Annotated in this window: 32 protein-coding genes; all 32 read left to right on the top strand. The window is 61.3% G+C overall.

Annotated elements, in window-relative coordinates; genetic code table 11:
• Positions 1 to 5 precede the first annotated feature (5 nt).
• The 32 genes from BR41_RS14480 to BR41_RS14325 all read left to right on the top strand — a co-directional run bounded on the left by BR41_RS14480 (position 6) and on the right by BR41_RS14325 (position 23,296).
• Entirely contained in the window at positions 6 to 464 is a 459-nt protein-coding gene (locus BR41_RS14480; protein WP_169741308.1) for a GNAT family N-acetyltransferase, read from the top strand.
• Positions 461 to 1,216, top strand: a complete 756-nt coding sequence (locus BR41_RS14475) for an ABC transporter permease (protein ID WP_035058037.1) — start codon at positions 461 to 463, stop codon at positions 1,214 to 1,216. The genes BR41_RS14480 and BR41_RS14475 overlap by 4 nt, the downstream gene beginning before the upstream one ends.
• Positions 1,217 to 1,241: 25 nt before the next feature.
• Positions 1,242 to 1,481: a BolA family protein gene (locus BR41_RS14470; RefSeq protein WP_051710999.1), complete on the top strand. Its 240-nt coding sequence runs from the start codon at positions 1,242 to 1,244 to the stop codon at positions 1,479 to 1,481.
• A complete protein-coding gene (locus tag BR41_RS14465; RefSeq protein ID WP_156970710.1) occupies positions 1,478 to 1,696 on the top strand; it encodes a hypothetical protein in 219 nt (72 codons plus the stop codon). The genes BR41_RS14470 and BR41_RS14465 overlap by 4 nt, the downstream gene beginning before the upstream one ends.
• Positions 1,697 to 1,785: 89 nt before the next feature.
• Positions 1,786 to 3,036, top strand: a complete 1,251-nt coding sequence (gene murA / locus BR41_RS14460) for a UDP-N-acetylglucosamine 1-carboxyvinyltransferase (protein WP_035058031.1) — start codon at positions 1,786 to 1,788, stop codon at positions 3,034 to 3,036.
• Positions 3,037 to 3,038: 2 nt separating this feature from the next.
• On the top strand, positions 3,039 to 3,443 hold the full coding sequence (locus BR41_RS14455; RefSeq protein WP_035058029.1) for a DUF4870 domain-containing protein: 405 nt from the start codon (positions 3,039 to 3,041) through the stop codon (positions 3,441 to 3,443).
• Between the two features lie 40 nt (positions 3,444 to 3,483).
• Complete coding sequence (gene hisG, locus BR41_RS14450; protein ID WP_035058027.1) at positions 3,484 to 4,134, top strand: ATP phosphoribosyltransferase; 651 nt, start codon at positions 3,484 to 3,486, stop codon at positions 4,132 to 4,134.
• A 200-nt stretch (positions 4,135 to 4,334) separates the two neighbouring features.
• Positions 4,335 to 4,961, top strand: coding sequence for a LysE family transporter (locus tag BR41_RS14445; RefSeq protein ID WP_035058026.1), 627 nt, complete (start codon positions 4,335 to 4,337; stop codon positions 4,959 to 4,961).
• 110 nt (positions 4,962 to 5,071) lie between these two features.
• Entirely contained in the window at positions 5,072 to 6,364 is a 1,293-nt protein-coding gene (gene hisD, locus BR41_RS14440; RefSeq protein ID WP_373278351.1) for a histidinol dehydrogenase, read from the top strand.
• Positions 6,365 to 6,489: 125 nt separating this feature from the next.
• Positions 6,490 to 7,005, top strand: a complete 516-nt coding sequence (locus tag BR41_RS14435) for an RDD family protein (protein ID WP_035058273.1) — start codon at positions 6,490 to 6,492, stop codon at positions 7,003 to 7,005.
• A 14-nt stretch (positions 7,006 to 7,019) separates the two neighbouring features.
• A complete protein-coding gene (locus BR41_RS14430) occupies positions 7,020 to 7,715 on the top strand; it encodes an RDD family protein (RefSeq protein WP_035058025.1) in 696 nt (231 codons plus the stop codon).
• Positions 7,712 to 8,659: a stage II sporulation protein M gene (locus BR41_RS14425; RefSeq protein ID WP_035058024.1), complete on the top strand. Its 948-nt coding sequence runs from the start codon at positions 7,712 to 7,714 to the stop codon at positions 8,657 to 8,659. The genes BR41_RS14430 and BR41_RS14425 overlap by 4 nt, the downstream gene beginning before the upstream one ends.
• A complete protein-coding gene (locus BR41_RS14420) occupies positions 8,649 to 10,262 on the top strand; it encodes a hypothetical protein (protein WP_156970708.1) in 1,614 nt (537 codons plus the stop codon). The genes BR41_RS14425 and BR41_RS14420 overlap by 11 nt, the downstream gene beginning before the upstream one ends.
• Positions 10,259 to 11,425: a DUF4350 domain-containing protein gene (locus BR41_RS14415; protein ID WP_156970707.1), complete on the top strand. Its 1,167-nt coding sequence runs from the start codon at positions 10,259 to 10,261 to the stop codon at positions 11,423 to 11,425. The genes BR41_RS14420 and BR41_RS14415 overlap by 4 nt, the downstream gene beginning before the upstream one ends.
• Entirely contained in the window at positions 11,422 to 12,390 is a 969-nt protein-coding gene (locus BR41_RS14410) for an AAA family ATPase (RefSeq protein WP_035058018.1), read from the top strand. The genes BR41_RS14415 and BR41_RS14410 overlap by 4 nt, the downstream gene beginning before the upstream one ends.
• Positions 12,387 to 13,688, top strand: a complete 1,302-nt coding sequence (locus tag BR41_RS14405; RefSeq protein WP_035058015.1) for a DUF58 domain-containing protein — start codon at positions 12,387 to 12,389, stop codon at positions 13,686 to 13,688. Before BR41_RS14410 ends, BR41_RS14405 begins: the two co-directional genes overlap by 4 nt.
• A gap of 15 nt (positions 13,689 to 13,703) precedes the next feature.
• Positions 13,704 to 13,940, top strand: coding sequence for a hypothetical protein (locus tag BR41_RS14400; protein WP_035058013.1), 237 nt, complete (start codon positions 13,704 to 13,706; stop codon positions 13,938 to 13,940).
• 16 nt (positions 13,941 to 13,956) lie between these two features.
• Positions 13,957 to 14,220, top strand: coding sequence for a hypothetical protein (locus tag BR41_RS14395; protein WP_156970705.1), 264 nt, complete (start codon positions 13,957 to 13,959; stop codon positions 14,218 to 14,220).
• 63 nt (positions 14,221 to 14,283) lie between these two features.
• Positions 14,284 to 14,637 carry a TfoX/Sxy family protein gene (locus tag BR41_RS14390; RefSeq protein ID WP_035058009.1) on the top strand — a complete coding sequence of 118 codons (354 nt, stop codon included), beginning with the start codon at positions 14,284 to 14,286 and terminating at the stop codon, positions 14,635 to 14,637.
• Positions 14,638 to 14,645: 8 nt separating this feature from the next.
• A complete protein-coding gene (gene hisC / locus BR41_RS14385) occupies positions 14,646 to 15,707 on the top strand; it encodes a histidinol-phosphate transaminase (RefSeq protein WP_444541690.1) in 1,062 nt (353 codons plus the stop codon).
• Positions 15,704 to 16,315 (top strand): imidazoleglycerol-phosphate dehydratase HisB, encoded by a 612-nt coding sequence (gene hisB / locus BR41_RS14380; protein WP_035058005.1) that lies wholly within the window; start codon positions 15,704 to 15,706, stop codon positions 16,313 to 16,315. The genes hisC and hisB overlap by 4 nt, the downstream gene beginning before the upstream one ends.
• Positions 16,315 to 16,650: a hypothetical protein gene (locus BR41_RS14375; RefSeq protein ID WP_035058003.1), complete on the top strand. Its 336-nt coding sequence runs from the start codon at positions 16,315 to 16,317 to the stop codon at positions 16,648 to 16,650. The genes hisB and BR41_RS14375 overlap by 1 nt, the downstream gene beginning before the upstream one ends.
• Positions 16,647 to 17,288: an imidazole glycerol phosphate synthase subunit HisH gene (hisH, locus tag BR41_RS14370; RefSeq protein WP_035058001.1), complete on the top strand. Its 642-nt coding sequence runs from the start codon at positions 16,647 to 16,649 to the stop codon at positions 17,286 to 17,288. Before BR41_RS14375 ends, hisH begins: the two co-directional genes overlap by 4 nt.
• Before the next feature lie 48 nt (positions 17,289 to 17,336).
• Entirely contained in the window at positions 17,337 to 18,080 is a 744-nt protein-coding gene (gene hisA, locus BR41_RS14365) for a 1-(5-phosphoribosyl)-5-[(5-phosphoribosylamino)methylideneamino]imidazole-4-carboxamide isomerase (protein ID WP_035057999.1), read from the top strand.
• A gap of 14 nt (positions 18,081 to 18,094) precedes the next feature.
• Positions 18,095 to 18,862 carry an imidazole glycerol phosphate synthase subunit HisF gene (gene hisF, locus BR41_RS14360; protein WP_035057994.1) on the top strand — a complete coding sequence of 256 codons (768 nt, stop codon included), beginning with the start codon at positions 18,095 to 18,097 and terminating at the stop codon, positions 18,860 to 18,862.
• Positions 18,859 to 19,254 (top strand): phosphoribosyl-AMP cyclohydrolase, encoded by a 396-nt coding sequence (hisI, locus tag BR41_RS14355; RefSeq protein WP_035057991.1) that lies wholly within the window; start codon positions 18,859 to 18,861, stop codon positions 19,252 to 19,254. Before hisF ends, hisI begins: the two co-directional genes overlap by 4 nt.
• Positions 19,255 to 19,379: 125 nt before the next feature.
• Positions 19,380 to 19,706 (top strand): phosphoribosyl-ATP diphosphatase, encoded by a 327-nt coding sequence (locus BR41_RS14350; RefSeq protein ID WP_035057989.1) that lies wholly within the window; start codon positions 19,380 to 19,382, stop codon positions 19,704 to 19,706.
• Positions 19,703 to 20,026: an HIT domain-containing protein gene (locus BR41_RS14345; RefSeq protein WP_035057987.1), complete on the top strand. Its 324-nt coding sequence runs from the start codon at positions 19,703 to 19,705 to the stop codon at positions 20,024 to 20,026. The genes BR41_RS14350 and BR41_RS14345 overlap by 4 nt, the downstream gene beginning before the upstream one ends.
• Before the next feature lie 25 nt (positions 20,027 to 20,051).
• Complete coding sequence (gene tatA, locus BR41_RS14340) at positions 20,052 to 20,264, top strand: Sec-independent protein translocase subunit TatA (protein ID WP_035057984.1); 213 nt, start codon at positions 20,052 to 20,054, stop codon at positions 20,262 to 20,264.
• 3 nt (positions 20,265 to 20,267) lie between these two features.
• Positions 20,268 to 20,765: a Sec-independent protein translocase protein TatB gene (tatB, locus tag BR41_RS25565; RefSeq protein WP_051710997.1), complete on the top strand. Its 498-nt coding sequence runs from the start codon at positions 20,268 to 20,270 to the stop codon at positions 20,763 to 20,765.
• Positions 20,765 to 21,568: a twin-arginine translocase subunit TatC gene (gene tatC, locus BR41_RS14330; RefSeq protein ID WP_373278349.1), complete on the top strand. Its 804-nt coding sequence runs from the start codon at positions 20,765 to 20,767 to the stop codon at positions 21,566 to 21,568. The genes tatB and tatC overlap by 1 nt, the downstream gene beginning before the upstream one ends.
• Positions 21,569 to 23,296 (top strand): PglL family O-oligosaccharyltransferase, encoded by a 1,728-nt coding sequence (locus BR41_RS14325; protein ID WP_035057981.1) that lies wholly within the window; start codon positions 21,569 to 21,571, stop codon positions 23,294 to 23,296.
• Positions 23,297 to 23,347 lie beyond the last annotated feature (51 nt).

The following is a 23,347-nucleotide window of genomic DNA, read 5'->3' as shown; positions in this document are numbered from 1 at the left end:
GCGCCATGCAAATCCGGCCTGTGCGTGATGACGATGCCGCAGGAATTTCCCCTTTATTGGCTGACTTGGGCTACCCGAGCGACGAATCAGCGGTGCGCGTACGGCTTGCCAATCTGGAGCGGGCCGGTGGTTATGCCTGCATGGTGGCTGAGGACGGCAACGGTATCGTCGGCGTCGTAGCGCTGGCCTTGGGCTGGTTCCTCGAAATGGACGGCCCCTATGTGCGGGTGGTCGCACTGGTGGTGCGCGAGAACACACGTGGGCAGGGCGTAGGCGGGGCTTTGATGGCAGAGGCAGAACGCTGGGCCGTTGCCCAGGGCTCGTCGGTGCTGATGCTCAATAGCGGCACCCAGCGCACCGAGGCGCACGCTTTTTACACGCGGCGTGGTTTTGCCAACACCGGGCTGCGTTTCGTCAAACAGATCGGCACCCAAAGCGGTACACAAGGCGGCACTTCCACATGACCGGCTTCTCGACCCTGTTTTACAAAGAACTGCTGCGCTTCTGGAAAGTCGCGTTTCAGACCGTGCTGGCGCCGGTGCTCACTGCGCTCCTGTATCTGCTGATCTTTGCTCAAGTGCTCGATGCGCACGTGCAACCCTATCCGGGCGTGCGCTACGTGGCCTTTCTGGTGCCGGGGCTGGCGATGATGAGCATGTTGCAGAACGCCTTCGCCAATACCTCGTCGAGCCTGATCCAGTCCAAGATCACCGGCAATCTGGTGTTCATTCTGCTGCCGCCGCTGAGCCATTTTGAATTCTTTGCCGCCTATATCCTGGCCGCCATCGTGCGTGGGTTGGTGGTGGGCGCGGGCGTGCTGCTGGTGACGCTGGTTTTTGCCATCCCCCCGATTGCCAATCCCTTATGGTTACTCTTGTTTGGGCTGCTGGGTTGTGGGCTGATGGCGGTACTGGGGCTGATCGCCGGCATCTGGGCAGAGAAATTCGACCAGCTCGCGGCCTTCCAGAATTTCCTGATCATGCCGCTGACTTTTCTCTCTGGCGTGTTCTATTCCATCCATAGCCTGCCGCCGTTCTGGTACGACGTATCGCAATGGAACCCGGTGTTCTACGCCATCGACGGGTTTCGGCATGGATTCTTCGGTGTGTCGGACGTCTCGCCGTGGATGAGTCTTGCGGTTGTCGGCGCGACCTTCGTGGTGCTGTCCGGCTATGCCTACTCGCTGATAAAATCCGGCTACAAAATCAGGCACTAAGCCGTTTCCCAGGTTGCTCCCACTCATGGCTCCAGAATTCGTATCCCAACTGCTCACCGAACGCCTTGACGCGACCGCTGTCGATGTTCGCGGCGACGGTCATCACTTTTACGCCAAACTCGCCAGCCCGCGTTTCGAAGGCTTGGGTTTGCTGGCGCGGCATCGCTTGGTGAAGGACGCACTCAAAGACGTGATCGACTCCGGTGAATTGCATGCCTTGTCGCTGGAAAAAACGCTGACCCCGGCGGAATGGGACGCGCAGTGAGCGAGCCCGCCGTCGGGAAGCCTGCTGCAGGCAAACCGGCTAGTGAGCCGCGGCGCTTCGGGCTCGATGCGATCGATGCCGAGCGTGCCAAACTCGATGCAGCCAAAGACGCGGCCAAGAACGAAGACAAACGCAGCACCGCCCGCCTCGTCGCGCTGACCAACTTGCCCTGGTTGATTGCGTTCGTCGCCTGGTTGATCTGGAAATATCTCTGATCAGGCTGACAGCCTCGACCCGACACGGGATAATGCGCACGATATTCTCAACCCGCTGATCCAGCGGGCATTTTTGTTTCAAGAGACCGATGGACAAACTCAAGATCACTGGCGGCTTGCCGCTGAACGGCGAAATCACCATTTCCGGTGCCAAGAACGCGGCATTGCCCATTCTTTGTGCTGGCCTCCTAACGGCCGATACGCTGCGCCTGACCAACGTGCCGCAACTGGCGGACGTGAAGACCACGCAGAAGCTGCTGCAGGGCATGGGCGTGCGCGTGATGACCGACAACGTCCACGAATACGAAATCACCGCCAACACCATCACCAGCCTGATCGCGCCGTACGAACTAGTGAAAACGATGCGTGCCTCGATCCTGGTGCTGGGCCCGACGCTGGCGCGCTTTGGCGAAGCGCAGGTGTCCTTGCCCGGCGGCTGCGCCATCGGTGCCCGCCCGGTCGATCAACACATCAAGGGCCTGCAGGCGATGGGTGCCGAGATCGTCATCGAGCACGGCTACGTGAAGGCCAGCGGCAAGCTGCGCGGTGCGCGCATTGTCACTGATATGGTCACCGTCACCGGCACGGAAAACCTGCTGATGGCGGCCGTGCTGGCAGAAGGCACCACCGTACTGGAAAACGCCGCGCGCGAGCCGGAAGTCGTCGATCTGGCCGAGTGCCTGATCAAGATGGGCGCGAAGATCAGCGGTCACGGCACCGACACCATCACCATCGAAGGCGTGAAAGCGCTGCATGGCGCAACCCATGCCATCGTGCCGGATCGTATCGAGACCGGCACCTTTCTGGTGGCCGCCGCCGCATCGCAAGGCCGTGTGGTGCTGCGCAATACCCGCGCCAGCATTCTCGAATCCGTGCTGGAAAAGCTGCGCGAAGCCGGTGCCTATATCGAGGCTGGCGACGACTGGATTTCCCTCGACATGAAGCAACGCCCCAAGGCCGTGAATGTGCGCACGCTGCCGTACCCGGCGTTCCCGACTGATATGCAGGCGCAATTCATGACGCTGAACGCGGTGGCCGAAGGCACTGGCGTCATCACCGAAACCATTTTTGAAAACCGCTTCATGCACGCGCCGGAACTGGCCCGCATGGGCGGCAGCATCAATACCGAAGGCAATACCGCCATCGTGACCGGCGTATCCAAATTATCTGGCGCGACGGTCATGGCGACCGATCTGCGGGCGTCAGCATCGTTGGTGATCGCAGGCTTGATCGCTGAAGGCGAAACGATCGTCGATCGCATCTATCACCTTGATCGTGGCTATGAGCATATCGAGCGCAAGCTCAACGGCATTGGCGCGCAGATCGAGCGGATCGTCTGAGCATGCTGACGCTCAACCCCAAGCCGAGTGGCGAAGACAGCGACGGTAAGCTCAAGCCGCCGACCCAGCCGGAAAAGTTTTGTGCCGCGCTGGTACATCTGTCTGGCGTGTTGTGGGTGCCGCTGTTACCTGTCCCTGGGCTTGCGCTGATTGTGCCGTTCCTGGCGCTGCAGTTCGCCCGGGTGCATTCCGAATACGTTGAGCAGCACGCGGTACAAGCCGTGAATTTCCAGTTGTTGATGGGATGCCTGTTCGTGGTCGCCATGCTGCTGGGCTCGGTGCTGCACACCGCGCTACTGATCTGGTGGGTCGCTTTGGTGTCCTCCATGCTCGGGCTTTGGGAAGGTGCCAAGGCCCTCAATGGCTGGCAATCGAAATACCCGCTGACGCTCAAGCTTTTCAAATAACCACCCCGACCCTCTGCACGAAGAGGGTGGAGTTGAATCCATGATTACCATCGCCCTGTCCAAAGGCCGCATCTTCGAAGAAACCCTGCCGCTGCTGGCCGCCGCTGGCATTGTCCCGGCCGAAGACCCGGAAGCCAGCCGCAAGCTCATCATCGGCACCAATCGCGATGACGTGCGCTTGATCATCGTGCGTGCGACGGATGTGCCGACCTATGTGCAATACGGCGCAGCCGACATCGGCGTGGCCGGCAAAGACGTGCTGCTGGAACACGGCGGTGCCGGGCTGTACCAGCCGCTCGATCTCGAAATCGCCAAATGCCGGCTGATGGTCGCCGTGCGTGAGGGCTTCGATTACGAAGGCGCGGTGAAGCAGGGCGCTCGCTTACGCGTGGCCACCAAGTACACCCACTGTGCACGCGAACACTTCGCCGCCAAGGGCGTACACGTCGACCTGATCAAGCTTTATGGCTCGATGGAGCTGGCGCCGCTGGTGGGTTTGGCCGATGCCATCGTCGATCTGGTTTCGACCGGTGGCACGCTCAAGGCCAACAAGCTGGTCGCAGTGGAGCACATTCGCGATATTTCCAGCCGGCTGGTGGTGAATCAGGCGGCGCTCAAGCTCAAGCAGGGCTTGATCCAGCCGATCATTGATACTTTCGCGGATGCGATTGTCGCTCGCGGCGAAGGCTAAAACCGCGAGCAAAACCCTGCTGGCGGTGTTCTGCTCGCTTGCCGTACGACTTGTACGCTCGTACGTTCGCAGGCCTTGCCAGCACCGCTACGCTGGGTTTTTCTCGCGGTCTTGATCTTGGTTGCGTCGCCCTCTAGGTGAAAACACCGATAGGTCAGCCCCCCCGGCTGACCTAGCCTGTGCCGGATACGGAGGCTGCCATGCTTGATCCCCATTTCCTGCAAATCACCCTGATTGTTACCACCATCGCTACGCTCGGCATGCTCTCGCCCGGGCCGGACTTCTTCCTGATCGTCAAAAACGCGGCGCGCTACCGCCGGGAAGCGGCGCTTGCCACAACAGTTGGCGTCAACGCTGCCATCCTGGTGCACATGAGCTACTGCGTGGCCGGGCTGGCGGTCGTGATCACTACCACGCCGTGGCTGTTTGGCCTGCTCAAATATGCCGGCGCAGCCTACTTGATCTGGATCGGCATCAATGCCCTGCGTTCACGCGGTGGTGGCCAGCTGGCGCTGGATGCTGCACGTGAGGAAGTCAGCCTGCGCAACGCCTTCATGCAAGGCTTCTTGTGCAATCTGCTCAATCCGAAGTGCACGTTGTTTTTCCTTTCGATCTTCACGCAGGTGCTCGACCTCAATAGCAGCACGCTGGAGAAGCTCTGGGTGGCCTTCATCATCTGGATGCTGGCGGTCATCTGGTGGCCGCTGCTGGTGTTCCTGATTCAGAGCGCGCCGGTGCGGCGTGGTCTGGCCCGCGTGCAGAAGGTGATCGATAAGGTGCTTGGCGGTGTGCTGGTGGCGCTGGGCATCAAGGTCGCGCTTTCCTAGTGGCACGGCGCTTAACGAGATGTCGCAACCGTAGCGACTTTCCGTCAACGGGCACTGGTCAGTGGCTTGGGTATAATCGGGCATTCCCTTGATTTCCAAGCGCTTGTGCCATGATCCGCCGTCTTGATTCCTCCTCGTCCGAATTCCAAGCCCAGCTGTCCGCGCTGCTGGCTTTCGAAACCTCCCAAGACCCGCAAGTCGACCAGCGCGTTGCCGCGATTCTGGCCGACGTCAAAACCCGAGGCGATGCGGCTGTGGTGGAGTACACCAACCGCTTCGACGGCACCAATGCCAGTTCGATGGCCGATCTGGAACTCACCCAAGCCGAACTGAAAGCCGCATTCGAGCGCTTGCCTGCCGAACAATGCGATGCCCTGTCGCTCGCCGCTGAACGCATCCGCCGCTATCACGAACGCCAAAAAATGGTGTCCTGGAGCTACGAGGACGAAGACGGCACGCTGTTGGGTCAGCAAATCACGGCGCTGGATCGGGTCGGTATCTATGTACCGGGCGGCAAGGCGGCTTATCCGTCGTCCGTGCTGATGAACGCCATCCCGGCGCATGTGGCGGGCGTGGCTGAAATCATCATGGTGGTGCCGACGCCGAAGGGTGAGCGCAACGATCTGGTACTGGCCGCTGCCTATATCGCTGGCGTGTCGCGTGCTTTCACCGTTGGTGGCGCGCAAGCCGTCGGTGCACTGGCCTACGGCACGCAAACCGTGCCGCCGGTGGACAAGATCACCGGTCCCGGCAACGCCTACGTGGCCGCTGCCAAGCGGGCAGTGTTTGGCGTGGTCGGCATCGACATGGTCGCCGGCCCATCGGAAATCCTCGTGTTGTGCGATTGCAGTACCGATCCGGATTGGGTCGCCATCGACCTGTTCAGCCAAGCCGAGCACGACGAAATCGCCCAAGCCATTCTGCTATGCCCGGATGCCGCCTATATCGACCGCGTGGCTGCCAGCATCGAAAAGCTGCTCCCCACGCAGCCGCGCCGCGCCATCATCGAAGCGTCACTCAAGAATCGCGGCGCGCTGATCAAGGTGGCGGATCTCGACGAGGCTTGCGCTATTTCCAACCAGATCGCACCGGAACACTTGGAGTTGCAAGTGGCGGAGCCGAAAGATTGGGTGGGCAAGCTCAAGCACGCCGGGGCGATTTTCATGGGCAAATTCACCAGTGAATCGCTGGGTGACTACTGTGCCGGCCCCAACCACGTGCTGCCGACGGCCCGCACCGCTCGCTTTGCCTCGCCGCTGGGCGTGTACGACTTCCAGAAGCGCTCCAGCCTGATTCAGGTTTCCGAGGCTGGTGCGCAGCAGCTCGGCAAGATCGCCGCCGTGCTGGCACATGGCGAAGGGCTGACCGCGCACGCCAATGCGGCAGAGTTTCGCTTGAAGTAATCTGTATGAAGCCCGCACGCAACAAATACCCCGCGAAGGCGGGGTATTTTTTTGTTCGCTGTTAGAATGCTCGGGCTGTCACCCATAGACAGCCAACTGACCGATAACCACAAGGGATGAGCACCATGAATACTGAAGTGAATCCTTACGCAGCAACGCAAGTTGACCTTGAGCAAAGCGTTGGCGATGAGCTGGAGCTGGCCGGTCGCGGCACCCGCCTTGCTGCGGTAATCCTCGATGGCTTGATCGGTGGGGCGCTGGTGATTCCGGCCGTTATCGTTTTCGCTATTTCCGCTGCGGCAGGTGGTGGTAGCCAACTCGCGGCAAGTGCTGGTTCCATCGCCGCATTCAGCTTTACGGGGATCGCCCTGTTGGCGCTGACGGTTTACAACTTTGTGCTGATCCATCGTGGTGGCCAGACGATCGGCAAGAAAATCCTCAAAATCCGTATCGTTCGTACTGATGGCAGCCGTTGCGGTATTCGGCGCTTTGTTTTCATTCGTCACTTGCCGGTTGCACTATTGGGGGCCATTCCCTTCATCGGCGCAATCATCAGCCTGCTCGATCCGCTGCTGATCTTCCGCCAGAGCCGTCGCTGCCTGCACGACGAAATCGCCGGCACCATCGTCATTAAAGCTTGACCCTTCTCTAGCCCATGCTCGACGGCAAACTGCATCTTTCGACGCCCGAGGGCATCACGCTCGCGCTTACGCCAGCCGGCGCGGCGCGGCGTGGTTACGCCTGGTTTGTCGATCTGCTGCTGCGTGGCGTGCTCAGCGGTGTTGCCGTTGGCGGTTTGTTGTATGCATTTGGCGGCCGGGCCGGCTATGGCTTGGCGCTGATCGTGTTTTTCCTCATGCAGTGGGCGTATCCAGTCGTGTTCGAAGTGTTCAGCAACGGTATGACGCCGGGCAAGCGCTGGCTGGGTTTGCAGGTGCTGCGCGAGGATGGCCTGCCGGTGGGCTGGCGTGAATCGGCGCTGCGCAATCTGCTGCGTGTGGTCGATTTCCTGCCGATGCTCTATGGCGTCGGCCTTGCTTCCATGCTGATCGACGGCCAGTTCCGGCGAGTGGGCGATATCGTGGCCGGTACTTTGGTCGTGTATCGCGACCGGCGTGTGCGCCGCCTGCCTTTGCCGGTCGATGCCACCCCACGTCCCTTGCCGTTTCCGCTCACGCCGGAAGAGCAACGGGCGCTGCTGGATATGGTCGAGCGCGTGCGTGCGGTGCCGCCGCAGCGCCAGGCCGAGTTGGGCAATCTGGCCCAGCCGCTGACCGGTCTGACCGGTGAAGCCTCGCTGCAGCGTTTGTTCCAATATGCCGCCGGGCTCACTGGCGAGGCCAAGCCATGAAACAGCGGCAATTCGAAGCCCGTCATTCGGCGTTGTGGGAAGAGGTCGAGGCTGAACTGACCAGCAAGAAACCCTCGCCGACGCTTCCTTCGCGTTACCGCGCGCTGTGTCACACGCTGGCGGTGGCGCGGCAGCGGGGCTATTCGCCGTCGCTGGTGGCCCGACTCGATGCCTTGGCAATCAACACGCACCGGGCGATCTACAGCGAGGCCGGCAGCCGCGAATACGCGTTTATCCGCTGGCTCAAACGTGATTTCCCGCGCTTGGTGCGGGCTGAATGGCGCGTGGTCTGGATTTCCATCATCGCCTTCTTCGGCGTGGCAGCGTTGACGGGCGGTTTGATTGCCTGGAAGCCGGAGATCGCCTACGCCTTCACGCCGCCGCATGAGCTTGCGAGCTACGAGGCCATGTATCAGAAAGGTGCACATCGACTGGCGCGGCGTGGCGAAGCGGACGACGTGATGATGTTTGGCTTCTACATCTGGAACAACGTCTCGATCGTGTTCAGAACCTTTGCCGGTGGGCTGTTGTTCGGGCTGGGCGCCTTGTACGCCACGGCGTTCAACGGCTTGCACCTGGGCGTGATCGGTGCATGGCTATCCAGAACAGAGGCGACGCGTGATCCGTTCTGGTCTTTTGTCGTCACCCATACCGCCTTTGAAGTGACCGGCCTCATTCTGGCCGGCGCGGCCGGGCTCAAGCTGGGCGGCGTACTGATCGCGCCGGGGCGCATGACCCGCGTGGCCGCGTTGCGAACCATCGGCCCGCGCATCTTGCCGATGTTGTCTGGCGCGGCCTTGCTGACCTTTATGGCGGCCTTTATCGAAGGCTTCTGGTCGGCGCGCACCGACGTGCCATCGCTGGCCAAATACATCGTCGGCGGTTGCTTGTGGTTCGCGGTGATCTGTTATTTCAGTTTTGCGGGGCGCGATCGTGCAGCTTGAGTCGTTGCAGATCGACGTTCGTCCGGGTTCGCATTGGGCCGCCATCGATCTTGGTCAGTCATTGCTGCGCCGGTACTGGAAGCCGGTCTACCTCGCATGGTGGGTGCCGTGGCTGACACTCTCGGTGCTGCTATGGGCCTGCTTGCCGGCCGATATGCTGCCGTGGGGCAGCTTGGCCATGTGGTGGCTGCGCCCGATGTTCGACCGCCTGCCGCTTTATATCCTCTCGCGTGAAGTCTTCGGTGAGCCGGTCACGGCTTGGCAAGCATTGCGGGCATGGCCGCATCAGTTGCGCGGCTGGGCCAGATCGCTGACGTGGTGGCGGCCGATCATGGCCGGCCGCGGGCTGTACGTGCCGGTCTGGCAGCTGGAAGGCGCTCGCGGCAAATTCGCCACCCAGCGCCGCCGTGCCTTGGGGGCGCGTGGCGCGTATGGCACCGCATCGTGGTTCGGCGTGGCGTGCGTGCATTTCACGCTGGTGCTCGAAATGGCACTCTATGGCTTGGTCAGTTTTTTCCTGGCGAGCCCGGAGGAGATGAATCCGGCCGGCTTCCTCGTGACCTATGCCAACAACCCGCAGCTGCTCGCGCTGACCGGCCACATTTGCTACACGCTGGCCGATGGCTTGATCGGGCCGGTGTACGTCTCCGGCTGCTTCACGCTGTATCTGCGCCGCCGGGCCGAGCTGGAAGGGTGGGACATCGAGCTGTCCTTGCGCCGCATGGCTGAGCGGCTGGCGGCACGTTCGACGGCGCTGCGGGCGAAATCGGCCACTGTTGGCAAAACGCTGGCTGCGGCCTTGGTGTGTTCGCTGCTCTGGTTTGCGCCACAGCACGATGCGCAGGCAGCGGGTTGCCCCACGCCGGACTTCGTGACCGACATCCGCAAGGCCCGCCCGCCCACGCACGATGCCTCCCAAACCGCATTGCGCAACGATCTGGATGCGGTGCTCTCGTCGGATGAGCTGCGCAACTGGCAATGCCAGACAATCTGGATGCCCAAGAAAACGCAGAAAGAGAAACCGGGCGACTATGCCTGGCTGGAAAAATTCTTCCGCTGGCTGTTTGGCGATGGCAGCCCGGGCCATCACGAAGGGATCAATCTCGGTGCGGTGAAAGTCACGCTGATCGCGCTGTTGGTGATCTTGTTTGCTTGGCTGCTGTGGCGCTATCGCGGCCCGCTTGGCCAGTTGCTCAAGGTGGCCGAGCGCCGCCCGCCACCGCCGGAGGAAATCTGCGGTTTCGACATCCGCCCGGAAACGCTGCCCGATGACGTGCCGGCCGAGGTGCTCGCCCTCTGGCGTGCCGGTCGTACACGGGAGGCGCTGGCGCTGTTGTACCGCGCCACCGTCTCGCGGCTGGCGCATGACTACGCGGTCGAGCTGATGGCGGGATATACCGAGGGCGATATCGTTGCGGCCTGCGTCGAAGCCCGGCGCGTCGGCGCGCTGCCCTCGTTGACCGAATCCGGTTGCCGGCAAGTGACGGACCTCTGGCGCGCTGCTGCCTATGCCGCCCGCTGGCCGGATGACGCCACATTGATCGGCATACTCGACGGCTGGCGCAGCGCCTTTACCGCACCCGCGCTCAAGGTGGCCGCATGAGCAGATTCGTGCGTTGGTTGCTGTGGGGGATCGCGCTGCTAGTGGTTGGCTACTTTGCCTGGTGGTGGTTCAGCAGCATGGAGCGCCAGACCATTGCCATTCCCGCGCCGCCATCCTATGCGGCGCAGGAGAACCCGCTGTTGGCGGCGGAGCGATTCCTGCATCGGCGTGGCCTTGCCGTGGCTGGCGAGACGACCTTGTACGGCATGGCCAAGCGCTTGGGCCATCGTGATGTGGTCATCGTGCCCAGCTTCGATGCCACTTTGCCGACAGGCGAGCAGCAGGCGCTGCTGCGTTGGGTGCGGGGTGGCGGTGTCTTCGTGACCTCGATCACCAAGGTGGCGAAGGAAGAGGGCGAGGACGGCGGGGATGGCGCGAAGGTAGAAAGCACGACGCTGGTGCGTGGCCCGCTGCTGTCTCCTTTGAAGTTGCAGGTGCTTGATGCGGACCCGAAGCACCCACCCATGTTGCAGGTTCGTCCGCCCACTTCACCGTATGCGTTGTCGCTGGATGATCAGGATTCTCCCCGGCTGGCCCCATCGGCCGACGTGCCACCTGCGTGGCAGAACGACACCGGCGGCCGGGTGCTGGCCTATCGGCAAGGCAAAGGCTGGCTGGTGTTGCTCACCAATGATCGGCTGTTTGATCAAGGGAGCTTGTCCGACCGTGACCACGCCGAATTCCTCTGGCGGCTTGCCACGCTCAACCCCGGCAAGGTCTGGCTGGTGCAAGCCGGCGGCGGTGCCAAATCCTGGTATGAGCAGCTCTGGGCGAAGTGGCCACAAGCGATCCTCACCTTGGCCGTGCTGATTCTGCTCGCACTGTGGCGCAAGGGCGTGCGCTTCGGCCCGATCCTGCCCGAAGCGCCGTCCAACCGCCGTGCCTTGCTGGAGCATATTCGCGCCAGCGCCCGCTGGGCATGGCGCAGGGAGGGGCAGGCGCAGTTGTTGCAAGCCGCCCGCCGTGCCACACAAGCCCAGATCAATGCCCGAATGCCCGAGCTGGCCCGCTTGCCGCCGGATGAACTGGCGCGGCGGCTGGCCAAACGCTTTGACTTGCCGCAAGCCGATGTCGAAACCGCACTGTACAAACTGATCCCTGCTCACCCGGCTGCTTTTGCTGCCGCCGTGGCGACACTACAGACACTGAGGACCAAACTATGACCCCGGAACGCTTCAACCAGGCCGTCGAGATCGTACGGCGACTGCGTGAGGAAATCAGTCGCGCCGTTGTCGGCCAGACCGAAACGGTGAACACGGTGCTCGCCAGCCTGCTCGCCGGCGGCCACGTGTTGTTGGAGGGCGTGCCGGGTCTCGGCAAGACGCTGCTGGTGCGGGCGCTGGGCAAGACGTTTGCCGGCCAGTTCTCCCGCATCCAGTTCACCCCTGACCTGATGCCGGCCGATGTCTCCGGCCACGCTTTCCTTGATCTGAAAGAGCATCAGTTCACGCTGCGGCGCGGCCCGATTTTCGCCAATCTGGTGCTGGCCGACGAAATCAACCGCGCCCCGGCCAAGACGCAGGCGGCGCTGCTGGAAGCGATGCAGGAGCGGCAAGTCACCATCGAAGGCGAAGCCAATCCGCTGCCTGCGCCGTTCATGGTGTTGGCTACGCAAAACCCGATCGATCAGGAAGGCACCTATCCGCTGCCGGAAGCGCAGCTCGACCGTTTTCTGGTCAAGGTGCTGATCGACTATCCGACCGCTGATGAAGAATTGGCCCTGGTCAAGCAGATCACCGGTAGCCAAGTGGGGGATGCGCTCGATGTCGGCGCGGTCAACACGCTGATCAAGCCCGAGACGGTACTCGCGTTGCAACAACTGGTCGCCGAGATTCGGGTGGATGAGCAAGTGCTCGACTACGCCGTGCGCATCGTGCGCGCCACGCGGGATTGGCCGGGTCTATCGATCGGCGCGAGCCCGCGCGGTGCCATCGCCTTGGTGCGGGTAGCCCGAGCCTTTGCGCTGATCGATGGCCGCGATTTCGTCACGCCAGATGAGATCAAGCGTGCCGCTTTGCCGGTGCTGCGTCATCGCGTGGCCCTCGCACCGGAGGCCGAGCTGGAAGGCCTCACCGCGGATCGCACGCTGGCCGGCTTGCTGGAACAACTACCCGCACCCCGCGCATGACCCCCACCCCCAGACTGCTGATCCTCGTTGCCTTGGTCGCGGCCTTCGCCGTTGCTGTGCCGTGGCTGCCGGATGTGCTCTGGTGGTTGGGCGTGGCCGGCGTGGTAGCGTTGGTGGTGATCGTTGATGCAGCGCTGGGCTGGCGCGTGCCGGTCTTGGTCGCCGAGCGGCTGGTGGCAGGCGTCTGGGCGCGTGGCCGCTGGGGCGATGTAACGATCACTGTGCATCACGCGGCGGGCAGGGCGTTGGCGCTGGAATTGTTCGATCACTACCCGGTCGGCTGGGAGCTGGAAGGCTTGCCGCACGCCAGCCGCGTCCAACCCGGCGGATTTGTTCGCTTCGTCTATCGCGTGCAGCCCTTGGCGCGTGGCGACCATGCGTTTGGTCGGCTCGAAGCACGTGTAGCGTCGCCGCTGGGTTTCTGGTTGCGCCGCACTTGGTTGGGTTCGCCGACTGAAGTGCGCGTGTTCCCCGACTTTGCGCCGGTGCTCAAGCGCTCACTGGTCGCTGCTGACCGGCTGGTGCCACAGGCCGGCATCCTGCGCCGTCGCCGCCGTGGCGAGGGCACCGATTTCCACCAGCTGCGCGAATACCGTAGTGGCGACAGCTTGCGCGCCATCGACTGGAAAGCCACCGCCCGGCTGCAAAAGCCGATCAGCCGCGAATACCAGGAAGAGCGCGATCAGCAGATCATCTTCGTGCTCGATTGCGGCCGGCGCATGCAAGCGCAAGACGGTGACACCTCCCACTTCGACCACGCGCTGAACGCCATGCTGGTGCTGGCGTGGCTGGCACAAAAGCAGGGCGACGCCATCGGCCTGTTCACCTTTGCCGGTGCAGAGCGCTGGCTGCCCCCGCTAAAAGGCCGGGCCGCGTTCGACCGGCTGTTATCCAGCCTCTACGACCTGGAACCAACCGAATCGCACCCGGATTACATCGCCGCCGCTGAGTCGCTAGCGGAAAGAGCCAAGAAACGCAGCCTGATCGTGCTGCTGACCAATTTGCGTGATGAAGATAGTGATTCACTCGGCGAATCGCTCGGGTTGTTGGTGCATCGGCATCGCGTGCTGTGCGCCAGCCTGCGCGAAACGGTGCTCGATGCCCAGCTGGCCGCACCAGTGGCCGATTTCGAATCCGCGCTCACGCATTGCGGCACGCTGACCTATCTTGAGGAACGCCGCAAAGCGTTTACCGCGCTGGCCGGGCATGGACGTGAATTGCTGGACGTGACGCCGCAGCAATTGCCGGTGACGCTTGTGAATCGGTATCGGGAGTTGAAGGAGAGTGGGGCGTTGTAGTGCTACTGGGGATGGATGATGTGGAAGTTGATTGGCGGCATTCTCGGTGTCGGGATATTTCTTGCGCTCTGCATGAAATTTGTTCTGCTTGCGGCTTTGGCCTTGTTGGCTGCCCTTTGGCTCTTCATCAGAGATCTTCGTCAGCGGCGACATGACGGTGATGAAGAAGGGGCTGGCGGCGTGGCGTTTGAAGTTGTCGATGCGCTTTCGGAAGTTTCCGACTCGATTGATTTCGGTGATTGGTCCGACTGAGTATCAAAGGTAAAAGATGCGAATGTTGTTTGGCGGGTTTTGTATTGCGTTTCTGTTGGCCGCCTTGTGGCTGCACGCATGGATATTTGCCGGGATTATGGCAATCGCCGCGATATTACTGTTCGTTCATATTGGGTGGAATTCGCATCCGGACTGGCTCTGGTTTGATTCCGACGACGGTGGCCTGTTTGATTCCGGTGATTCGAGCGGCGGTTGGTTCGGCGATTCTTCCGACTGTGGCGATGGCGGAGGCGGTGATGGCGGAGGCTGTTCCGACTAGGCCATTGCGCGCAGATCGTCGCCAATGGAAGAATCAACGCCTTCTCCGTGCTACGGTTGCGCCATGCCCGCTCACAACGAATACCTCTCCTGGCTGATCGAACAACTCTCGCCGCTTGGCAGCGTCCGCGCCAAAGCGATGTTTGGCGGTTATGGCATCTATTGCGATGAGCTGTTCTTTGCCATCGTCGTGGACGACGTGCTGTACGTGAAGGCCGATGTCGAGTCAGAGTCCGAGTTCACCGCACTTGGCCTCGCGCCGTTCCAGTACGCCATGAAAGATGGCAGCGTGCAGACAATGAAGTACTATCCGCCGCCTGAATCCGCGCTTGAAGACCAGGGCGAATTACTCGTCTGGGCCAGGAAAGCGCTTGGTGCCGCCCTGCGTGCGCCGCAACGCAAGAAAAAATCCCGATGACCGCTGCAATGACCGACATCCTCCGCCCTGAAATCTCCGCCCTCCATGCCTACCACGTGCCGCCGGCCAGCGGCTTTCTGAAGCTCGACGCCATGGAAAATCCCTACGATCTGCCGGCTGAGCTGCAAGCCGAACTCGGCCGCCGCCTAGCTACCGCACCGATCAATCGCTATCCGGATCCGCAAGGCAGCGGCATCAAGGCGGGTTTGAAGACGGCGCTGGCGATTCCGGATGGATTCGAGGTGCTGCTGGGCAACGGCTCGGACGAAATCATTCAGCTGCTGGCCATGCTGGTGATGAAGCCGGGCGCAACGATCCTCTCGGTCGAACCGAGCTTCGTCATGTACAAGATGATCGCGACGTTCTGCGGGCTGAACTACGTTGGCGTGCCGCTGGATGCCGACGACTTCTCGCTCGATCTTGATGCCACGCTGGCGGCGATCCAGCAGCACCAACCGGCGCTGGTGTTCCTCGCGTATCCGAACAATCCGACCGGCAACGCCTTCGATGCCAAGGCGATTGAAACCATCATCGAAGCCGCACCGGGCTTGGTGGTGGTGGATGAGGCCTACCACGCTTTTGCCGAAGACTCTTTCTTCTCGAGGCTGTCGCGCTACCCAAATCTGGTGGTGATGCGCACCTTGTCCAAGCTGGGCCTTGCTGGCTTGCGGTTGGGCTTCATCGTCGGCAGCAGCCAATGGATCACCGAGCTGGATAAGCTGCGGCTGCCCTACAACATCAACGTGCTCACGCAAGTGGCGACTGAGCTGGCACTGGAGCACATCGACGTGCTCAACGGTCAGGCAGAAACGCTCAAGTTGGAGCGTGCGTCGTTGTTCGGCGCCCTCAATGCCTTGCCGGGGGTGACGGCGTTTCCAAGCCAGGCCAATTTCATCCTCGCCCGTGTGCCGGATGCCACTCGTGTGTTCAACGAATTGAAAACGCGGAAGATTCTCATCAAGAACCTGCACGGAGGGGCGAAAGTCTTGGATAATTGCTTACGTTTCACCGTCGGCCGCCCGGAAGACAACGCCGTTGTCATCGCCGCCCTGAAAGAGATTCTGCAATGACCGCTCCATTGAACGCCCGTATTGCCACCGTTACCCGCAATACGTCGGAAACCCAGATCACCGTTACGATCAACCTCGATGGCACTGGCCAATCGAAATTCGATACCGGCGTGCACTTCTTCGAGCACATGCTCGATCAAGTGACCCGTCATGGCCTGTTCGATATCGAAATCAAGGCCGTTGGCGATTTGCATATCGATGCCCACCACACGGTGGAAGATGTCGGTATCACCCTCGGCCAAGCCTTTGCCAAGGCCGTTGGCGACAAGAAAGGCATCCGCCGCTACGGTCACAGCTACGTGCCGCTCGATGAAGCCTTGAGCCGCGTGGTCGTGGATTTGTCCGGCCGCCCCTGTCTGGAATACGACGTCGAATACACTCGTGCGGTGATCGGCGGCTTCGATGTGGACCTGTTCGGCGAGTTCTTCCGCGGCTTCGTCAATCACGCCGCCGTGAGCCTGCATATCGACAATCTGAAGGGCAAGAACGCCCACCATCAGGCCGAAACGATCTTCAAGGCGCTGGGCCGTGCGCTGCGCATGGCGGTAGAGTTCGATGACCGCATGGCGGGCATCACGCCGAGTACCAAAGGCACCCTGGTCGGGTGATGGAAACGCGCACGCTCCGTCTCTCGCGGGATCAGAGCTGGGCAGATTGGCTGCGCGCCTATCAGATCGTGTTCAACGGCGAGATTGTCGGTACGATCCGGCATGGCGAGACGCAGGACGTGGTTCTGCCAGCCGGCGCCGGTTCGTTGCGGATGAAGATCGATTGGGCCAGCTCGAACACCATCGAGCTGCCGGACGAAGCGAATGGCAGTGTGGTGGCGTGCCGCTGTGGTTCCAGTCTGCAAGGTTGGAGACTGTTGCTCAGCGTGTGGTACATCACTTTTGGATATCGAAATTATCTCTGGCTGCGCCAGATCGACGTGCTTGAATCATGAAAATCGCCATTGTTGATTACGGAATGGGCAACCTGCACTCGGTGACCAAGGCCATGGAGCTGGTTGCCGAAGGCGGGGCCGAGGTCGTGCTGACTGCCGACCCGGCTGTTGTCGCCTCGGCGGACAAGGTGGTCTTCCCCGGTCAGGGCGCAATGCCGGATTGCATGCGCCATCTGGAAGAATCCGGCCTGAAGGCCGAAGTGCTGAAGGCGGCGGAAGAAAAGCCGTTTCTTGGCATTTGCGTTGGCGCGCAGTTGCTGTTCGAAGAAAGTGAAGAAGGCAACACCAAGAGTCTGGGCGTGTTCAAGGGCCGTGTGATCCGCTTTCCGCAAGCCAAGATGATCGGCGCGGAAGGGCAGAAGCTCAAAGTGCCGCACATGGGCTGGAACGAAATGTTCATCGTGCACGATCACCCGTTGTGGGCCGGCATTCCCGATGGCGATCGCTTCTATTTCGTGCACAGCTACCACTTCGCGCCGGCTGAAGACATCGCTGTCATCGAATCCGCCTATCCATATCGCTTTGCAGCGGCTGTGGCACGTGACAATATCTTCGCCATTCAGTGCCACCCGGAAAAATCGCATCATGCCGGGCTGCAGCTGCTCAAGAATTTTGTAAACTGGAACGGCCAGGTTTAACCGTTCGCTTAAGTCGTTCATTCAACTCACGATTTTATTGCCTCCATCATGCTGATCATCCCCGCCATCGACCTCAAAGACGGCCAGTGCGTTCGCCTGCGCCAAGGTGAAATGAACGACGCCACCGTGTTCTCCGACGATCCTGCGAGCTTTGTGTCGCATTGGCTCGGCCAGGGCGCGCGACGCATGCACCTCGTTGACCTCAACGGTGCCTTCGCCGGCAAGCCGAAGAACCTCGATGCGGTCAAACGCATCCTCGCCGCGATCGATGGCGATGTGCCGGTGCAACTGGGCGGCGGCATCCGCAATCTGGACACCATCGAGATGTATCTCGATGCCGGCATCGACTACGTGATCATCGGCACCGCCGCGATCAAGCAGCCGGGCTTCCTGCACGAAGCCTGCGATGCCTTCCCCGGCCACATCATCGTGGGCCTCGATGCCAAGGATGGCAAAGTGGCGACCGATGGTTGGGCCAAGGTCACTGACCATGACGTGGTCGACTTGGCCAAGCGCTTCCAGGACTACGGCGTCGAAAGCGTGATCTACACCGATATCGGCCGCGACGGCATGCTGTCCGGTGTGAACATCGAAGCCACGGTGAAGCTCGCCCAAGCGCTGACGATCCCGGTGATCGCCTCGGGCGGCCTGACCAATCTCGACGACGTGAAGAAACTGGTCGAAGTGGAAGACGAAGGCATCGAAGGTGTCATTACCGGCCGCGCCATCTATGAAGGCACCATTGACTTCAAGGCCGCGCAAGAGCTGGCTGATTCGCTGGTCGCAGCCTAGGTCCTGATTCCACAATGCCACTCGCCAAACGCATCATCCCCTGCCTGGACGTGACTGACGGTCGCGTCGTCAAAGGCGTTAATTTCGTCGGTCTGCGCGATGCGGGTGATCCGGTCGAGATCGCCAAGAAATACGACGACCAGGGCGCGGATGAGCTGACTTTTCTCGATATCACCGCCAGCTCGGACAACCGCGACCTGATCCTGCACGTGATCGATGCGGTTGCATCGCAGGTATTCATTCCGCTGACCGTTGGTGGTGGCGTGCGCAAGGCTGAAGACGTGCGGCGGTTGCTCAATGCCGGTGCGGACAAGGTCAGCATCAACACCACCGCCGTGCTGAATCCGGATGTGGTCAAGGAAGCGGCCGACAAGTTCGGCAGCCAGGCCATCGTCATCGCTATCGATGCCAAGGCCGTCAATGCCGACAACACGCGTTGGGAAGTCTTCACCCACGGTGGGCGCAAGGCCACCGGGCTGGATGCGGTCGAATGGGCGAAACGGATGCAGGCATACGGCGCGGGCGAAATCCTGCTGACGTCGATGGATCGGGATGGCACCAAGATCGGGTTTAACCTGCCGCTGACGTGTGCGGTGAGCGATGCCGTGGATATCCCGGTGATCGCCTCTGGCGGCGTCGGCAATCTGCAGCATCTGGTCGACGGCGTGCTGCAAGGCCATGCCGATGCGGTACTGGCCGCCAGCATTTTCCACTTCGGCGAATACACCGTGCGCGAGGCCAAAGAAGCCATGCGTGCGGCTGGCATCGAGGTGCGGCTATGAGCGCGCCGGCTTGGCTCAACGAAATCCTCTGGGACGACAAAGGCCTCGTGCCAGTGATCGCACAAGATGCGCACACCGGCCGCGTGCTGATGTTCGCCTATGCCAACCGCGATGCGGTGGCGTTGACGGCAGAAAAGGGCACCGCACATTACTGGACCCGCTCGCGCCAGAAGCTATGGCACAAGGGCGAGGAGAGCGGGCATTTCCAGCGCGTGCAGGAAATCCGCCTGGATTGCGATGGCGATGTATTGATCTACGTGATCGAGCAGGAAGGGGGCATTGCGTGCCACACCGGCCGTGAAAGCTGCTTCTTCCGCGTGCTCAAGGATGGCGAGTGGGAGACGGTCGATCCGGTGCTGAAAGACCCCGCCGCGATCTATCACAAGCATTGATTCCGACCGGTTTTCACGACAAAGGCTGACGGATGTCGGCCTTTTTCATTGAGAAGTAGTCTAGACGACACGCCGTCGCAACTAAACGGCAATATAATTCCGCTTTTGCCTGATCGGACAACCTCATGGTCTCTGCCGAAATTCTTGAACGCCTGTCTGAAACGCTGGCCAGCCGCCGTGGTGCCGACCCATCCACCTCCTACGTCGCCAAGCTCTTGCACAAGGGCACCGATGCGATCCTGAAAAAGGTGGGCGAGGAAGCGGTGGAAGTGGTGATGGCCGCCAAGGATGGCGACAAGCTGCACGTGGTGCGCGAAGTGGCCGACTTGTGGTTCCACACCTTGGTGTTGCTGGCACACGAAGGCTTGAGCGCGGAAGACGTGCTGGCCGAACTGGCGCGCCGCGAAGGTATTTCCGGCATCGACGAAAAAGCATCCCGCAAGGAGCAATGACCATGTGCCTGTTCTGCAAGATCAGCGCCGGCGAGATTCCGGCCAACAAGCTGTATGAAGACGACGAAGTCATGGCGTTCCACGATATCCACCCCAAAGCGCCGGTGCATTTCCTGATCATTCCCAAAAAGCACATCGATTCGCTGTTCACGGCGACGGCTGACGATCAGGCGATTCTCGGCAAGCTCCTGTTGCTGGCACCGAAGCTCGCGAAGGAACAAGGGTTGGCTGACGGGTTCCAAACCCGTGTCCATACCGGCCCGGCCGGTGGGCAAGAGGTTTACCACATTCATCTGCACGTGTTGGGCCAGCCGGCCTGACGCGATCAATTCGGAGCATATATTCATGGGTTCTTTGAGCATCTGGCATTGGCTGATCGTGCTGGCCATCGTCGTGATCGTGTTTGGCACCAAGAAACTGGGCAATGTCGGCAAGGATCTGGGTTCCGCCGTGCGTGGCTTCAAGGAAGGCATCAAGGGCGATGGCGAGGACGTGCCCAAGGCCAAGACCGACGAGACCGGCAAGGTCATCGAAGTGGCTGACAAGGACAAGCGGTAAGCGGTGTTCGATTTCAGTTTTGGTGAGGTCTTGGTCGTCGGCGCCGTTGCACTGGTGGTGCTCGGCCCGGAGCGGCTGCCCAAGGTGGCGCGTACCGTTGGCGCGTTGATTGGTCGCGCGCAGCGGTTTGTGGCGAGCGTGAAAGCCGATCTCGACCGCGAAATGCATAATACCGAGCTTGCCAAGATCGAGGCCGAGCTGCGCGCCGAAGGGGATGCGCTACGCAATACCATCCACGGCAGCATAGTTGCGCCGGTGACTGATGCGCATGCGGAAATTCGCGATGCTGCGGCTGGCCTGTCGGCGGCAGTGACCGGGGATATTTCAGCGCCTGCGCCGGTTGCTGCGCACGCCGAGCCACTGGCTGGTGTTGCCGCACCGCATCAAGCCGAAGTTGAGTCCGTCGTCATGCCGGAACACGCGCCGGAACGCGATGAACGCCAGCTTGACCTGTTCGCGCCACCGCCCGCCGCCCCGACCGTCGTGAACGACCGCCGCTAATGTCCTCCACCAACAAGTCGCCCATGGAAGAACAACTGCAACCCTTGCTGGTGCATTTGCTCGAGCTGAGAACCCGGCTGGTGCGGGCCGCGCTGGTCTTCATCGTCGGTTTCCTGATCTGCTTCGCGTTTTCACGCAATCTCTACGATTTTGCCGTTGCCCCGCTGGCTCATGTGTTGCCGGGCCAGAAGCTGGTGACCATCGGCATCGCTTCGCCGTTTCTGGTGCAGGTGAAGCTCGCCGCGATGGCGGCCTTGCTGGTCACGCTGCCGCATACGCTGTACCAAGCCTGGGCGTTTATCGCGCCGGGCTTGTACGCACACGAAAAGCGTCTGGTGCTGCCCCTGGTGGTGTCGTCTACGCTGTTGTTCCTGGCTGGCATGGCATTTGCGTATTACTTCGTGTTTGGCGTGGTGTTCAAATTCATCGCCTCGGTCGTGCCGGCCTCGATGCAGTGGCTGCCAGATTCTGCGCAATACCTCGATTTCATCCTCGGCATGTTCCTTGCCTTCGGCACCACGTTTGAAGTGCCGGTGCTGGTGGTTGTGCTGGTGCGCATGGGGTTTGTCACGGTCGCCAAGCTGCGCGAGTGGCGGCCGTATGTGATCGTCGGCGCCTTCGTTGTCGCGGCTGTCGTTACGCCGCCGGATGTCCTGAGCCAATGTCTGCTCGCTGTGCCGCTCTGGTTGCTGTTTGAAGTCGGTTGCATCGTCGCAGCCTGGACCACCCGCCCCAAGGCCGAGCAAGCCTCCGAATCCAATACCGAATCCAAAGCGGATCACTCCCCAGAAGTGGATCAATAAATGCAGCTTCTTTTCCAGGTTCTCTTGTTCCTGCTCGCCGCCGTGCCTTGCGGCATCCCGTTCCGGTACAACCCGAATCCGGTGTTCCCCTCTGAGCTGGCGGCGGTTGGTTTTTCCGTGCTGTTGATCATGGCCGGCTCGGTCTTGCCCAGTCGTGAGGGTAAATCCAGCCCGCCGTGGTCGGCGCTGATCTGGCTGGGCATGGCGGTCGTCATTCTGATCCAGTGTGTAGCGCTGCCGGTGCCGTACTGGTCTGAGCGGACAACGCCGATTGTCTACTTCGTGACGGCGGGCCTGCTGGTCTGGAGCCTTGCCCGTGCTCGGGACGTATTCGGCTATGAGCCGCTGCTCACCGCTTTTGCGCTGGGTTTGCTGACGGGGGCGCTGTTCAACACCGGCGTGGCAATGCCGCAGGTCATCCACGTGCTGAAGGTTGGGGAAGGCTTGGTGTTCGGCAATATCGGCCAGAAGAACATGTACGGCCATTACCTCGCCTGGGGCATGGCAGCGGCGTGCTGGCTGGCGGCCGAGCGCAAGTTGCCGATGTGGCTGTTTGGTGTGCTGATGGCGTGGTTGGCGCTTTCGCTGGCTTGGTGCGGCTCGCGCTCGCCGTTCATGTATGGCCTCGCCTGGCTCGGCTTCGGCGCGCTGCTGACCATGACCGGCAAGAACACCAAGCGGTTTGGCATCTTGTTGGTGGTTTCGGCGTTGCTGATTTTTGCCATGCAGTTCATCGCGCCGCTGATCAGCGATGTGTTGCAGCATGCGCTGGGCGCCAAGAACGACGTGCCGACCGGCTTGGCCCGGCTTGATTCCAACGGCTCTCGCCGCTTGGTCGAGTGGCATAAGGCATGGCTGGCCTTCATGGATAACCCGGTGTTCGGCGTGGGCTGGAGCGCCTATGGCGCGCAGAGCATCCTCTATCAAGTACGGCCGGAATTCGCCCGTGTGAGCGAGAGCGTGCTGTTCACCCACGCGCACAATTCGCTGTTGAACCTGATGGCGGAAACCGGCGTGATCGGCACCGCCGTGGTCGTGATTGGTTTGCTGTGGGCCGTGGCCGGCGTATGGAAGCGACGCGACAACGGCGTGGCCATGTTGGGTACGGCGATGGTGATCGTTTCCATCCTGCATAGCCTGGTGGAGTACCCGCTGTGGTACGCCCACTTGTTCCTGCCCTTCGTGCTGATGTTGTATCTGGTGCGGGATGACGAGGTGCGGATCGCCTTGCCGGCCAGCGCCGTGCGCGTCGTCACTGCTGCTGCCGGGCTGGCGCTGGTACTGGTGTGCGTGTTGGGTGGCCGCTATTACCTGCAGCTTTATCCGATTCTCGATCCATCCAAGGATGCGACGCAGAACGCGGCGAATATCCGCGAGCTGCAGCAGTTGCGCCCCAATCCGCTGGTTGATTACTACGCCGATTTCGCGCTGTCGAATTACATCGTCCCAAGCCGGCAAGACATGGCCTGGAAGCTCGATATTCTCGATCGCCTCAACACGGTGCGCCCGTATCCGGGGCAACTGGCTGATGCGGCGGTGATGCATGCCCTCAAGGGCCAGACGGCGCTCGCGCACACCTTGATGCGCCAGGCCGCGTTTGCCTATCCGGAAAGCCTCGATTACTTCTATCAGGTGATTGCGGACTTCTCCAAAGAGCCGACCGTGCAAGCGTTGAAGCCGGATGTGGATGAAGCACGCAAGCTGTTCAAGGATGCGCACGTGATCTGATCGTGGGAGGGGGAGTCGGTCATCTCGGTGACGTTTTCCCCCGTCTATACT

The sequence above is a fragment of the Andreprevotia chitinilytica DSM 18519 genome, from assembly GCF_000711875.1.
GTDB lineage: Bacteria > Pseudomonadota > Gammaproteobacteria > Burkholderiales > Chitinibacteraceae > Andreprevotia > Andreprevotia chitinilytica.
This window is presented reverse-complemented; position numbering and strand designations above follow the sequence as displayed.